General features: G+C 57.4%; 15 protein-coding genes. 8 read left to right on the top strand and 7 right to left on the bottom strand.

All coding sequences use genetic code 11. The features are described 5' to 3' along the window. Positions 1–18 precede the first annotated feature (18 nt). The 4 genes from phoU (at position 19) to IF205_RS00615 (ending at position 3,507) form a co-directional block, all read left to right on the top strand. Positions 19–744: a phosphate signaling complex protein PhoU gene (gene phoU, locus IF205_RS00630; protein ID WP_259781353.1), complete on the top strand. Its 726-nt coding sequence runs from the start codon at positions 19–21 to the stop codon at positions 742–744. A gap of 36 nt (positions 745–780) precedes the next feature. Next, positions 781–1,488 carry a phosphate regulon transcriptional regulator PhoB gene (gene phoB / locus IF205_RS00625; RefSeq protein WP_259781352.1) on the top strand — a complete coding sequence of 236 codons (708 nt, stop codon included), beginning with the start codon at positions 781–783 and terminating at the stop codon, positions 1,486–1,488. A 149-nt stretch (positions 1,489–1,637) separates the two neighbouring features. Continuing rightward, entirely contained in the window at positions 1,638–2,102 is a 465-nt protein-coding gene (locus IF205_RS00620; RefSeq protein WP_259781351.1) for a hypothetical protein, read from the top strand. Between the two features lie 520 nt (positions 2,103–2,622). Next, the gene (locus IF205_RS00615; protein ID WP_259781350.1) at positions 2,623–3,507 is read left to right on the top strand and encodes a GGDEF domain-containing response regulator; all 885 of its coding nucleotides are present in this window, start codon (positions 2,623–2,625) and stop codon (positions 3,505–3,507) included. A gap of 9 nt (positions 3,508–3,516) precedes the next feature. On the opposite strand, the gene IF205_RS00610 is transcribed toward IF205_RS00615, so the two are convergent. From IF205_RS00610 to irrA, 4 genes are all read right to left on the bottom strand, one after another. Beyond that, positions 3,517–4,107 carry a DUF3501 family protein gene (locus tag IF205_RS00610; protein ID WP_259781349.1) on the bottom strand — a complete coding sequence of 197 codons (591 nt, stop codon included), beginning with the start codon at positions 4,105–4,107 and terminating at the stop codon, positions 3,517–3,519. A 42-nt stretch (positions 4,108–4,149) separates the two neighbouring features. After that, positions 4,150–5,499 (bottom strand): heterodisulfide reductase-related iron-sulfur binding cluster, encoded by a 1,350-nt coding sequence (locus tag IF205_RS00605; RefSeq protein WP_259781348.1) that lies wholly within the window; start codon positions 5,497–5,499, stop codon positions 4,150–4,152. Between the two features lie 115 nt (positions 5,500–5,614). Further along, positions 5,615–6,034, bottom strand: coding sequence for a rubrerythrin family protein (locus IF205_RS00600; RefSeq protein ID WP_259781347.1), 420 nt, complete (start codon positions 6,032–6,034; stop codon positions 5,615–5,617). A gap of 180 nt (positions 6,035–6,214) precedes the next feature. Then, the gene (irrA, locus tag IF205_RS00595) at positions 6,215–6,631 is read right to left on the bottom strand and encodes an iron response transcriptional regulator IrrA (RefSeq protein ID WP_259781346.1); all 417 of its coding nucleotides are present in this window, start codon (positions 6,629–6,631) and stop codon (positions 6,215–6,217) included. A gap of 157 nt (positions 6,632–6,788) precedes the next feature. Between irrA and IF205_RS00590 the strand changes: the two genes are divergently transcribed. Next, positions 6,789–8,672: a transglycosylase domain-containing protein gene (locus tag IF205_RS00590; RefSeq protein WP_259781345.1), complete on the top strand. Its 1,884-nt coding sequence runs from the start codon at positions 6,789–6,791 to the stop codon at positions 8,670–8,672. A gap of 6 nt (positions 8,673–8,678) precedes the next feature. Here IF205_RS00590 and IF205_RS00585 read toward each other — a convergent pair whose 3' ends face one another. Genes IF205_RS00585 through IF205_RS00575 form a run of 3 tightly spaced genes read right to left on the bottom strand, consistent with a single transcriptional unit; the run spans position 8,679 to position 11,072 of the window. After that, a complete protein-coding gene (locus IF205_RS00585; protein WP_259781344.1) occupies positions 8,679–9,236 on the bottom strand; it encodes an ankyrin repeat domain-containing protein in 558 nt (185 codons plus the stop codon). A gap of 2 nt (positions 9,237–9,238) precedes the next feature. Next, the gene (locus tag IF205_RS00580) at positions 9,239–10,006 is read right to left on the bottom strand and encodes a cobalt-precorrin-6A reductase (protein ID WP_259781343.1); all 768 of its coding nucleotides are present in this window, start codon (positions 10,004–10,006) and stop codon (positions 9,239–9,241) included. Next, complete coding sequence (locus tag IF205_RS00575) at positions 9,993–11,072, bottom strand: cobalt-precorrin-5B (C(1))-methyltransferase (RefSeq protein ID WP_259781342.1); 1,080 nt, start codon at positions 11,070–11,072, stop codon at positions 9,993–9,995. Before IF205_RS00575 ends, IF205_RS00580 begins: the two co-directional genes overlap by 14 nt. A 116-nt stretch (positions 11,073–11,188) precedes the next feature. On the opposite strand from IF205_RS00575, the gene cobA reads away from it, so the two are divergent. The 3 genes from cobA to IF205_RS00560 are packed head-to-tail and all read left to right on the top strand — an operon-like array spanning position 11,189 to position 13,798. Further along, positions 11,189–11,995: a uroporphyrinogen-III C-methyltransferase gene (gene cobA / locus IF205_RS00570; RefSeq protein ID WP_259781341.1), complete on the top strand. Its 807-nt coding sequence runs from the start codon at positions 11,189–11,191 to the stop codon at positions 11,993–11,995. After that, entirely contained in the window at positions 11,995–13,323 is a 1,329-nt protein-coding gene (locus IF205_RS00565) for a cobyrinic acid a,c-diamide synthase CobB (protein ID WP_259783331.1), read from the top strand. The genes cobA and IF205_RS00565 overlap by 1 nt, the downstream gene beginning before the upstream one ends. Before the next feature lies 1 nt (position 13,324). Then, positions 13,325–13,798, top strand: coding sequence for a YcgN family cysteine cluster protein (locus IF205_RS00560; RefSeq protein ID WP_259781340.1), 474 nt, complete (start codon positions 13,325–13,327; stop codon positions 13,796–13,798). Positions 13,799–13,818 lie beyond the last annotated feature (20 nt).

Below are 13,818 nucleotides of genomic sequence, written 5' to 3'. Positions count from 1 at the left end.
GGCGCAAGGAAGTAAGAGATGGAAACAAAAGATCATATCGTCCGGGCATACGATTCCGACCTGGAACAGCTCTCCAGCCTGTTCAGCCGTATGAGCGGCCTGGCGGAAGCACAGCTTGATGGTGCCATGAAGGCAATCGAAACGCGTAACGAGGAGCTGGCGAACAGTGTCCGGCAGTCGGACAAGGATATCGACGACCTTGAAAAGGAAATCGAAAACCTTGCGGTCAAGACCATCGCCCTGCGTCAGCCCATGGCGGATGACCTGCGCTATATTATTTCCTGCCTGAAAACGGCATCGGATATCGAACGGATCGGCGACTATGCGAAGAACATTGCCAAGCGGTCGATTATTCTGAACCAGACCGCGCCGATGCCCATGACGGGCAGCATCACGCGCATGGCCCGTTCGGTACAGGCAATGCTGAAGGACGTGTTCGATGCGTTCATTCAGGGTGATGCAGAAAAGGCCGTTGCCGTATGGCAGGCGGATGAGGAAGTGGACAACCATTACACCAGCCTCTTCCGGGAGTTGCTGACCTATATGATGGAAGACCCGCGCCATATCACACCCTGCACGCACCTGCTGTTCATTGCCAAGAACATTGAACGTATGGGCGATCTGGCGACGAATGTGGCGGAAACTGTATACTATCGGGTGGAAGGCCAGCCGCTTGCTGGCGTACGGCCAAAGGCTGATGCATCGTCAATGACGGTTGTTGAGCCTGAAGGCGACGCGTCCTGATTGGGGACGTCGGTAAAATAGTGGGGATGTTAAACGGTGACTAAAGGTAACATCTTAATTGTTGAAGATGAGGCTGCGGTCGTAACGCTGCTCAAATATAACCTGGAACGTGAAGGTTTCGCGGTTGATGTCGCCTATGACGGCGACGAGGCCCTGATCAAGGTGGAAGAGGCACAGCCTGACCTCATGCTGCTGGATTGGATGTTGCCCAATGTGTCGGGCGTGGAAATCTGCCGCCGTATGCGTCGGCGTCAGGAAACGCGGAACATGCCGATCATCATGCTGACGGCCAGGGGCGAGGAATCCGATACAGTTCGCGGACTGGAATCGGGGGCCGACGACTATATGGTCAAACCCTTCTCGCCCGGTGAATTGCTGGCCAGGATCAACGCCCTGTTACGCCGGTCCCGCCCCAGCCTGACGGATGAGACGCTGGAGGCAGGTGAATTGCAGATGGATTTGGCGGCCTATCGCGTCTACCGCAATGGCGACGAGATCAAATTGGGGCCGACAGAGTTTCGCCTGCTGCGTCATCTGATGGAAAATCCGGGCCGGGTCTTTTCCCGCGAACAGTTGCTGGATGCCGTCTGGGGCCGCGATGTCTATGTGGAATCGCGTACCGTCGACGTTCATATCCGGCGTTTGCGCAAGGCACTGAACCAGGAAGGCCGGGAGGATGTGATCCGTACGGTCCGTTCCGCGGGCTATGCGCTGGAAACAAACGCCAACGGGGTTGCGGCCTGACGCACCGCTGTTGAGACTTTGACGACGGGAAAATGGCCGGATTTGTTCCGGCCATTTTCTTTATAATGGAGGTTGCCTAATATAGGGGGGCGACGCTACCTTGGCGTTCATTCTGAACTCTCGATTGTTGAGATGAGGCTGACGGCAACATGTCTACCCCTTATTTGGAGGTTGTCCTTCGGAAAGTCCGGTCCCTGGAAGGGGAACAACGCTCCTATTATGAGAGGGTTGTGACGTCGATTGACACCGTCCCGGCCTTTGAGAACAAACAGAATATCGCCTTCATGATCCTGGCCCACTGTCTGGAAGACCTGCCGGAACCATTGCCTCAGGCCATGTCGGAGACAACCTTCCTGACGCATATGGCAAAATTCCTGAAGGCCCAGCAGCCCCGATTGTCGCGTCTCCTGTTTTCCCCGGAGTTTGCCCGTCAGCCCGCCCAGAAGGCGCGGGAGGTGGCGTTGGAATTCGCTGCCCAGGTCGCGGAAGACCTGCTGGACCAATATGCCGCCGGTACTCTGGAGATGGGGGAGCGTTCAGCCATAACATTCAAATGGCCTCATTACGACGAGGATACGTTCCCTTATTACGACCCGGATGACGAAAAAGATTAACGCGACCGGCGTCTGTGCCATTTTCCGACCCTGGGATGAACCGGTTTTTGTGCGCTGCACAATGATCCCACCTTGTGTATGGTCCTGGCTACCTGAATAACCCGGTTCCGATTGTGAGAATTCATTTCGTGCCGCCAAGTAGTTAACGAAACGTTAATAAAGGTTACAGGTATCATTGAGAAACCTTTGGTTAAAAATCTTCACCAAAGCAGAAGAATGATGCCGCGTTGCACGACTACCCGGTTGACGAAGGACGGTATTGTGGCACAATTATCGGCACGTGGCTGGATGATTGCCAGTGACGATTTAGCCACCCGCAAATCCAGTGCGGGGACAAGGATCGGTTCTCATTACGCGCGGTGGGATTCAGATCTCTGAGATATGGAAATATGAATGAAAGCGGGAGCCCTGGTTGCTCCCGCTTTGCTGTGTATGGTCTTTACTCCTGTTCAAAACACACCTACCCTAGAATCAGTAAGCCGCATTAACGGTACACGATCACTGTTGGGAGACGTGTTGAATGCAGGTTGTTGTCATTGACGACACATTGATTACTGCGCGTTTGATCGCGGAATATCTCAAGAAAATTGGGGGCGTGGATCCCATTATCTTTACCGATCCCGAAGAAGGACTTCGGTATTGCATGGACAATGAAATTGACCTGCTGATGGTTGATTACATGATGCCCAAAATGAATGGCCTTGATGTCATCCGGTCCTATAGAGAACAGCGCAGTAAGGAAGAATTCCCGATTGTGATGGTAACCGCCATGGAAGAGCGGGACGTGTTGCGCCAGGCGTTTGAGGCTGGTGCGAATGATTTCGTGCCGAAACCCCTGGAACCGGTGGAACTCATAGCAAGGGCGCAAAGCCTGCTGACCCTGCGGGCGCGGACGGTGGAACTGCGCCGCATGGCCACCATAGATTTTCTGACCAATGTCTTCATCCGCAGGTATTTCATGGAAGTGGCGGAACGGGAGGTCGTACGCTGCAAACGCTATGGTCAGCCGCTGACGCTATGCATGCTGGATGTAGATCATTTCAAACATGTCAACGACAGCTATGGTCACGCCGCGGGTGACGAGGTCCTCAAATTCATCGCGGAGAAATGCATGGAATCGCTGCGGGAACCCGATAGCATCGGGCGCCTGGGGGGCGAGGAATTCGCGATCTGCCTGCCGGAAACATCGGCTGATGAGGCGCAGGCCGTTGCCAAGCGTTGTCACAAGGCAATTGAAGACGCTTCAATTGACGTCGGTGACGGGGAGAATGTCCAGGTGACCGTCAGTATCGGCCTTGCACAATGGTCCGAAGGCGAAACACTTGATGATGTTCTCCGCCGTGCGGACCGGGCCCTTTATAAGGCAAAGGAAGCAGGCCGCAACAAGGTCGTTATTGCGGCCTGAGCCGTATTCTCAAGCAAAGTCACCGGCCAGTTCGGCGCGGCTTTCCTCCTGAATGATCGCCATATGGGCATATTCGGGATGTTTGAAGCCGACGATGACCTGCGTGCCGGGTTCGCTGAACTTTGCGGCCTGTTCATCGGTGAAAGGGAAATGGATGAACTGCACGCTGGAGGCTTTGCCGTCGGCTGTGGTCCTGTCCACATCCTCTTCCGGACGGCCGAAAATCTCTTCATCGCCGAATTTGATGAACATGGTCTCTTCGACCCCGCCGAGGCGAGACAGGAAGTTGCGTCGGCGGATCTCATCGTCGATTTCAAACATGACGGTCGTCACCAGCTCGCGCCCGTTGGGGACGAGCGGGTTATAGGCCGCCAGTTCGTCCCGTAACTGTTCGTCGCCGCCTTTTTCGATATAGAGCATCTCCTGAATCTGATGCAGCATGGTATCGAAGGATTCGAAATAGACGGTGGCAACCGGGCCGATTTCCGCGCGCCGCTTTTTCTTGCGCGGCAATAATGCGGCCTTACGGTCCTTGCGAACCTTGATGTATTCGTCCAGCGGCAGGATATCGTCCTTGGTGATCTTACGCGCTGCAGACATGTCTACTCTCCGTGGGTCTTCGTTGTTTATTCGTCCAGCGGCCTAATAGGTCAGGCCGTAGGACTTCGCCATTAGTATGATCGGGTGCGGCACGGTTTCCGGCTGCGTGTCGCCCTCTTTTGCCTGGCGTTCGATGCCCTGTCCGATATGCAGGCCGGCCAATGGGCATTCGCTGGCAATATATTTCGGTTTGCCGCCGTCGGCCATTTGCCGGAAGACCGGGCGTCCGACTTTCATGCCGACCTCGAAATTATCCTTCATGATGCCCCAGGAACCGCCGTGGCCGGAGCAACGCTCCACGACCTTCAGGTCGGTGTCCGGCAGCAGTTGCATCAGTTCAGCCGCCTTCTGGCCCATATTCTGGGCCCGCGCATGGCAGGCCAGATGAACCGATACGCCACCATCCAGAGGCGTCAGGCCATCTGCCAGGCCATCCTTCTTGGCGATATCGACGATATACTCGCTGATGTCGAACGTGGCCTGGGACAGGCGTTTGACGTCCTCATCCTCCGGGGTGATCAGCGGCCATTCAAATTTCAGCATCAGGGTACAGCTCGGCACCAGTGCGATAACGTCATAACCCTGGTCGATATAGGGTTTGAGGGCCTTGGAAACCGTTTTTGCCTTGTCCGACACGCGGGCAAGATCGCCGTGCTCAAGCTGTGGCATGCCGCAGCATTCGGGATAGACCACTTCCGTTTCGACGCCATTATGGGCCAGAACCGCCTGGGCTGCCGTTCCAATGGTCGGGTTGTTGTAATTGGCAAAGCAGGTGGCATAAAGGACCGCCTTGCGGCCATAGGCGGGGGCTTGTGCGTTCACCTCCGGCTTTGTCTTGCTGGCGCGTTTGACGAAGGTACTGGCATGGAATTTGGGAAGTTCGGCCTCCTTATGGATACCGGTTACCTTCTCCATCACCGGGCGCGTCATCGAATTATGCCGGTCTGAGGCCCAGTTCGAAATGGGGGCGACCATTCCGGCCAGCTTGCCGTTGCGGTCGGTCTCCGTCAGTTGCCGGTCCATGGCGGACTGCTGACCGTTCTTCAATTCGACAGCGCGATAGCGGAGCATGAGATGCGGAAAATCCAGGTTGAACTCATGCGGCGGCACATAGGGACATTTCGTCATGAAGCACATGTCACACAAGGTGCAGGCGTCCGCGACGGGTTTGAAATCCTTTGAATCGACCGTATCCAGCTCCCCGCTTTCTGACTCGTCGATCAGATCGAAGAGGCGGGGGAAGGAATCGCACAGGTTAAAGCAGCGTCTGCATCCGTGACAGATGTCAAAGACGCGGCGTAATTCCTCGTCCAGTTTTTCCGCATCGTAAAATTCGGGATCCGTCCAATTGATGGGATGGCGGATCGGTGCGTCCAGGCTACCTTCACGCATAGCGCTACCTCACCTCTCTAAGGGGATGTGGTAAACAGCTTGTCAGGCCGTCAATTCCGGTGGTGGGCTTTAAGAAAAGGCGGGGCACATGGCCCCGCCTGGCATCTTTAACGCGTTAGCTGCCCAACGAGTCCAAAGCCTTCTGGAAACGCCCGGCGTGGCTTTTTTCGGCCTTGGCCAGCGTTTCGAACCAGTCGGCGATTTCATCGAAGCCCTCTTCACGGGCAGTACGGGCCATGCCCGGATACATATCGGTGTATTCGTGGGTTTCACCCGCGATCGCCGCTTTCAGATTGGCGGCAGTGTTACCGATCGGCTCGCCCGTGGCGGGGTCACCAACTTCTTCCAGAAATTCCAGATGGCCGTGGGCGTGGCCGGTTTCACCTTCCGCAGTAGAGCGGAATACGGCGGAAACGTCGTTATAGCCCTCGATGTCGGCCTTCTGTGCAAAATACAGGTAGCGGCGGTTTGCCTGGCTTTCACCGGCAAATGCTTCTTTCAGATTGTCTTCGGTTTTTGTGCCCTTGAGCGACATGGCTTCTCTCCTGATAAGTCCAAGAATGGCGGGCAGTTTGCTGCCCATTGGTTATCTTATTGGGCCAAAGCGGCCGGAAACCCAGACTGATACTATGAGCCAGAATGCAATCGCTGTCAATGTTTAGAATAATTCCAAACAGTCTGTAAAAACCATGTTTTTAAAGGGTAATGATAATGATTATTGATCGCGTATGCGAATAATCACATTGACGCTGTCGACTTTGGTTCCCTGTGGCGGCTGAGGCAGATTGGAGACCGCGATATCGTCTTTGGGGATGTCGATCAATTCGCCGGTGCTTTCCCGGAAGAAATGATGATGGTCGCTCAGATTTGTGTCGAAATAGGACCGACCGGCTTCAACAACAACCTCACGCAACAACCCCACTTCCTTAAACTGGTGCAAGGTATTATAGACGGTCGCCAAGGAGACTTTTACATTGTTGGCGCAGGCGGTTGAATACAGTTGTTCTGCGGTGACATGGTGATGACCGTTGTCAAACAACAGCTTCGCCAGAGCCAACCGCTGTCGCGTCGGGCGAAGGCCGACTGCAGACAATTGTTCCAAAACTTTTGCGAAAGGGCGTTCTTTAATCATGAGCTTTATATGGGAAGCCCGTTACCTTGTTAAACCCAACCATTTTACCCATTAAGGGCTCTTTTTAGAATGGCTATAATTTTAGGGCTTTTTCAGGCAAAAGGCAAAGGGTAAATCCCGCATTCCTCTGCGTGCGAATCGGCATAAGAATGGTGACATGACTAAATCCGCCCCTCAAAAGAAGAAAAAACCGACCAAGAGCAAAGCCAAGAAAACGGCGAAGAAACCTGCGTCAAAACGGTCGTCTGCCTCGACACGCAAGAAAACACGGAAGGACGATGCGCCAAGGTCGTCGCGGGGATGGTGGCGTTGGCTGAAGCGCCTTCTGGCGCTTGTGATCTGGGGCGGCATCGCGCTGGTGGCGGTCGTTCTCTGGTTCGGCTGGGATACGCCGGACCCAATGGAGGCAATTGACCAGACATCACGGCGGCCGACGGTAACCCTGTTGGCGGCAGATGGCAGTGTCGTGACAAACCAGGGCGATATCTACGGCAATGCCATCAAGGTTGCGGATTTACCCTCCTATCTGCCCCATGCCTTCCTGGCGACCGAGGATCGCCGTTTCTATGATCACGGTGGTATCGACCCCATCGGTCTGGCGCGTGCGATGGTGACCAACGTGCTGGCGGGTGGCATACGCCAGGGCGGTAGTACGATTACCCAGCAATTGGCAAAGAATCTGTTCCTGACGCAGGAACGAACCATCCGGCGTAAGGTGCAGGAGGTCATCCTGGCCTTCTGGCTGGAGCGGAACCTGACCAAGGATCAGATTCTGTCGATTTACTTGAACCGCATTTACCTGGGGGCAGGCACCTATGGTGTTGATGCGGCGGCGAGACGATATTTTGGTGTGCCTGCAGCCAAGGTCAGCCTTTATGAGGCCGCTGTCCTTGCGGGACTGCCCAAGGCCCCCAGCCGCCTCAATCCCGTCGCATCACCCAAAAAGGCGGCGGCCCGCGCCAATGTGGTACTGGACAATATGGTGGCGGCCGGGTGGTTGTCGGCGGACAAGGCGCGTAAGGCAAAACGCAAGGTTATTCATTCGTCGGGATATTCCGTTGGCGATAGCGGCCGATACTTCGGCAGTTGGGTCCGTCAGCGTGCGGAGGCTCTGGTCGGCGGCGTTGACAGGGATCTTGTGATTCGCACGACGCTTCGCCCGCAACACCAGCGTTTGGCGGAACGGACGGCGGTAAAGTTCAAATCAAAAATGGATCAGGGCGATGCCGGGCAACTGGCTTTTGTCGCGATGGAGGTCGATGGAGCGGTGACGGCCATGCTGGGTGGACGATCCTGGTCGAAAAGCCCTTTCAACAGGGCCGTTCAGGCCTTTCGCCAGCCGGGCTCCACCTTCAAGCCATTCGTTTATCTGGCGGCACTGGAGGCCGGTTTTACACCGGACACAATCCTGGATGATCGCGTGATCAGCGTGGACGGCTGGACGCCGCGAAATGCCAGCCGGAAACATCGCGGTGAGATGACCATGCGGGAAGGGGTGGCGCGGTCTTCCAACTCTGTCGCCGTTGCCTTGTCCGAAACCGTTGGCCGCGACAAGGTGGTTCAGGCGGCCCGCCGCCTGGGCATCACGTCACCGCTGAAGACGGACCCTTCCCTGGCTTTGGGGGTGCATGAGGTCTCTCCCCTGGAACTGACGGCGGCCTATGCGGTTTTTGCCAACGGGGGGATGGGGGTCACACCCTATGCGATCCTGTCGATCGAGGACCGAAATGGAAATGTCCTTTACCGGTACCGGCCGGTGGAAGAACGGGTCATCGCGCCCAAGGTCGCAGAGAATATGTATAACCTGCTGCACGCAGTGGTTGCCTGGGGAACCGGCAAGGCGGCGAAACTGCCGAATGGAGGCGGTGCGGGCAAGACCGGCACCAGTCAGGATAACCGGGATGCCTGGTTCGTCGGTTATGATGCGGGCCTGATTGCAGGCGTGTGGATGGGCAATGACGATTTCAGCCCGATGAAACATGTTGCCGGTGGCGGGTTGCCCACACGATTCTGGCGGAATTTCATGATGGAAGCGGAATAGGTAATCCTATTCGGGGGCGCCGTTACGCCTGAGGAAATCTTCCATGCCGCCACCACGCGCGTTGCGGGCAAAATCCATCACGCCGCGCCCGGTATAGTCACGCAGGCCGAATGTTGCGTCATGGTCCAGCATGAGCTGGACAACATCCCGGTCACCGGATTCTGCTGCCATCATAAAGGGGGTGACGCCCTGGTTGTTCTGCACATTCGGGCTGGCGCCGTGGTCCAGCAGGAACTGAACAGTTTCATAGTCCCCGCGGTCGGCTGCATAATAGAGCACGGTATTGCCAAGCTTGTCGGTCACATCAATCTCGGCATTGTATTTCAACAGCAATTCCATGATGTCGAAATTATGCGCGTTGGCGGCGCGCATCATCGGCGTCCTGCCCTGCTGGTCGGGCGTGTCCGGGTTGGCGCCCTTGAACAGGGCCGTGCGCGCTGCGTTAAAGTCGCCTTCCGTTGTGGCCTTCAAAATGGCGTCTTCCTGAAACAGACCCTTTGTCGCCTGCGCGGCAAAGGGCGTCAACGCCAGGAACAACGCCAGGACAATAGAGAAAACACGCATTTTTAAGAGCCCCTCACAATCTCTTTAACCCACTCGACCGTATCCTCAAGCGACGTTGTCGTTTCTGTCGCAGGTACAGCCGACCGGTCGACAATCAAAACAGGAATGCGCAACTCCCGTGCAGCATCCAGTTTCGCAGCCACAGCGTCCCCACCACTATTTTTGGTCACAAGCAGATCGATTTTCAACCGCGACATTAACGCCCGTTCGTGGGGAAGGTCAAATGGGCCGCGCTCCAGTAGAATTTTAAAATTCTGCGGCATGATGCCTTTTTCAGGTGGTTCGGTCATCCGCGCGATAATTGTCGGGCCTTGCACATCGCGAAATGCCAGCAGATCCTTTGAGCCAACGGTCAGTAAGGCGCGTCCGCCAAATCCCGACAGATGAGACGCGGCATCCGCCAGCGAAGGAACATGATGCCAGATATCGTCGGGTGTTTCCGTCCAGGGCGCACGCTCCAGGCGTAACAAGGGCGTTCCTGTTTTTCCGCAGGCCTCAACGGCATTTCGCGTCATCCCTTCGGCAAAGGGGTGCGTTGCGTCCAGCACGGCCACCACGGATTCCTGTTCCAGAAAACGGCAGAGGCCATCGACGCCGCCGAAGCCGCCCTCACGCTTTGTTCCGGCAATCGGGGCGGGTTTGCTGGTCACACCGGCGAGTGACGAAATCAGGTCTACTTCCGGTAGGGTGTCACAGATGGCCGAGGCCAGTCGGCGGGCTTCGCCGGTGCCTGCCAGAAGCAGAACCGTGGCTTTGTCAGACCCCCTCATGGGCGATGACCGCTCCCTGTCGATCGATGATCAGCACGTCCACTGCCGTTTCTCCGGACAATGTAGCCAGGGCGGTTTCGCGTGCTTGCCGTGCGATAACCTGCGGCAAAGGCAGGTCGCTGCACAGCTCGAGAACTTGTTTAGCCGTGTTTGCTGTGCGGGTCCGGGTGACCTGTTCAGCGGTGCCACCCAACCTTTCCACCAATTGCGCCAGAGCCGCAAAATCTACCTGGGAGCGGGAGCTGTGGAGGTCCAGGTTCCCTTGTGCCAGCTTCACGAATTTGGCGAAACCACCGGCCAATGTCAGGCGTGGCAGCGGATTACGCCGCAAGTATTTCAACAGGCCCCCGGCAAAATCCCCCATGTCCAGCATGGCCTCAGGCGGCAGGTCGAACAATTTCTGGACGGTGTCCTCTGAGGTTTTGCCTGTTGCGCCTGCCACATGGGTGAGACCGGTTGCGCGGGCAACGTCGATCCCGCGATGGATGGAATGAATCCAGGCACTGCAGGAAAAGGGAATGACGACCCCCGTCGTGCCCAGCACGGACAGGCCACCGACAATGCCCAGACGCGGATTCCAGGTCTTCTGGGCGATTGCCTCGCCATTGTCGATGCTGACCGTAACTTCCACGTCGAGCGGGACTTCATGGGCTTCAGCGATGGCGGTCAGATTGTCGCGTATCATTTCCCGGGGTTTCGGATTGATGGCGGGTTCTCCCGGCGGGATGGGCAGGCCCGGTTTTGTCACCATGCCCACACCGGGACCGGCCTTGAAGACGACCCCGCTGCCTTCCGGCAACAGTCGCACCGTCGTGCGAATGCAGGCCTGATGGGTGACATCCGGGTCGTCACCGGCATCCTTGATCACAGCGGCGCTGGCCTCGTTCTCTTTTAGCTCCTGTTCGGCCAGATCGAACAAGGGGGTAAGCCCCTTGGGCAGTTGGATGCGAACCGGATTCGGGAAGCTGCGCCCCAAAAGCGCGCAATAGGCGGCGGTGGCGGCTGCACATGCGCAGGCGCCTGTCGTCCATCCTTTCCGTAAGTCTCCGTCCGGTTTCCGTGCCATGGCGCGCAGTTTAACGATGCTGAGAGATTGAATCTAATGAAAGATTGCCGCAGACAAAGGGTTGCAAGTCGCGTTCCCGCTGGGCAATAGGTGAGCACCCGATTAGGATGACGATTATGACATGGCAAGCGAATATTACTCCACCTAGGAATCTGCCCGAATTTTTGCCGGGCTGGGTCTGGCTTGTTGGTGCGGGCCCTGGTGATCCCGGCCTGATGACCCTGCATGGCGTCAACGCTTTGGCGCAGGCAGATGTGATTGTTTATGACGCCCTGGTCGATACCCAGATTCTGGATATGGCGCGCCCGGAGGCGGAACGGATTTATGCCGGAAAACGCGGTGGCAAGCCGTCACCGACGCAGCGTTCCATTTCCGAACGCCTGATTGATCTGGCGAAGGAAGGGCGTCGGGTTCTGCGGTTGAAGGGTGGCGATCCTTTCGTCTTTGGCCGTGGTGGTGAAGAGGCGCTTGCCCTGGTGGATGCGGGAATTCCCTTCCGCGTGGTGCCGGGGGTGACTGCCGGTATCGGCGGCATGGCCTATGCCGGAATCCCGGCCACCCATCGCGAGGCCAATTCCGCCGTCACTTTCGTGACCGGTCACTCGGTCACCGGCGATGTGCCGGACAATCTGGACTGGCAGGCTTTGGCCAAAGGTGCGCCGGTCCTGATTTTCTACATGGCGATCAAGCATATCGGTGAGATCAGCCGGCGCCTGCGCGACGGTGGGAGACCGGCGGATGAGCCGGTGGCTTTGATCGCAAGCGCGACGACCCCGGACCAGAAAGTCGTCACCTGTACCCTGGAGACCATGGAAGAGGCCGCGAAACAGGTTGCCCCGCCTGCCATTGTCGCCATCGGTCCCGTGGTGGAGCTTCGTAAGCAGTTGGACTGGTTGTCGGCCCTGCCGACGTCTGCCGAGTGATGTCCGGGGCCGCCAAAACCGCGCCGGGCCTGATTATTGCGGCCCCGTCATCGAACAGCGGCAAGACGCTGGTGACATTGGCGATGTTGCGGGCCTTGCATCGGGCGGGAACGAAAATCGCATCCGCCAAGGTCGGCCCGGACTATATCGATCCTGCCTTCCATTCCGCCGCATCCGCGCGGTCCTGCCTGAACCTGGACCCCTGGGCCATGCGCCCGCAAACCATCGGCAGCCATGTCGAGGCACTGTCACAGGATGCCGATATGATCCTGGCGGAAGGGGTGATGGGGCTGTTCGACGGCGCGCGGGACGGCAGCGGTTCTACGGCGGACCTGGCGGCGCTCACCGGCTGGCCTGTTGTGCTGGTGGTCGACGTCAAGGGACAGTCGGCAACGGCGGCGGCGGTGGTGAAGGGATTGGCGTCCTTGCGTGCGGATATCCGGATTGCAGGCGTTTTGTTTAACCGGGTGGGTAGTCCGGCCCATACTGAAATGCTCAATATGGCCATGCAGGCCCATGTACCGGAAGTGCCGGTCCTGGGCTGTCTCCCGCGTGTGGCGGGTCTGGTTATGCCTGAACGGCATCTGGGGCTGGTGCAGGCAGGTGAAAATGCGGACCTTAACGCTTTCCTGAACAAGGCCGCCGACTGGGTGAGCGAATGCGTTGACCTGTCCGGCCTGACCGGTCTTGCAAGCGCCTCTTCGGTTGCAGCCACGTCGGATGATTTCTCCATCCCGCCTTTGGGGCAGCATATCGCAATGGCGCGGGATGATGCCTATGCCTTCAGCTATAACGGTGTCTTGAACGGTTGGCGACGGGCCGGGGCGGAAATTTCCTTCTTTTCCCCGTTGGCCGATGAAGCCCCGGCAGCGGCGGCGGATTCCGTATACCTGCCGGGCGGTTATCCGGAGCTGCACGCCGGGAAACTGGCGGCGAACACTGTCTTTATGGGTGGTCTGCGGGCGGCGGCGGAGAAGGGAGCATTTGTTTTTGGCGAATGCGGGGGGTATATGACCCTCGGCCAAGGGCTGGAGGATGCGGATGGCGTGCGTCATAAGATGGCGGGGCTGCTGCCGCTGGAAACCAGTTTTAAGAAGCGCAGGCTTCACTTGGGCTATCGCCGCGCTATATCGCTCTGCGATACGGTGCTTGGCGCCAGTGGGCTGCAATTGCGCGGCCATGAATTTCATTATGCCACCGTGGCGGAAGAGGGCGATGCCCCGCGCCTGTTTCAGGTAACGGACGCCGTCGGTGGCAGACAGGAAAATATCGGATTGGCGGTGGGGAGCGTTGCGGGCTCCTTCCTGCATCTGATCGATCGGGCCTAGTATGGAAACAAAACAGGACGCGTTGCCCTTCTGGAAACGCAAAACCCTCTCCCAGATGTCCAAGCCGGAATGGGAATCCCTTTGTGACGGCTGCGGGCAATGCTGCCTGCATAAACTGGAAGATGCCGACACCGGCGCTATTGCGGTGACCAATGTGGCCTGCAAGCTGCTGGATACCGAAAGCTGCCGCTGCTCATCCTATTCCAACCGTTGGAAATTCGTGCCCGACTGCGAGCAGTTGACGCCGGATAAGGCGGGGGAGCTGCATTGGCTTCCTGAAAGCTGTGCCTATCGCCTGCTGGCGGAAGGAGAGGACCTGCCTGATTGGCATCCGCTGGTTACCGGCGACCCGAACAGCGTTCATGACGCTGGTATGTCGGTTCGCGGTCAGGCCGTTTCCGAGGCGGATATCGAAGACCTGGAGGATTATGTCACCGGCTGGTTGAATGCCGGGAACAATCCTTTTGCCCGATAATTGCTTGTCGGGGTCAACTA

The organism is Aestuariispira ectoiniformans, from assembly GCF_025136295.1.
Lineage (GTDB): Bacteria > Pseudomonadota > Alphaproteobacteria > UBA8366 > Aestuariispiraceae > Aestuariispira_A > Aestuariispira_A ectoiniformans.
Note: the sequence above shows the minus strand (reverse complement) of the source record. Positions and strands in the feature narration are given on the sequence as shown.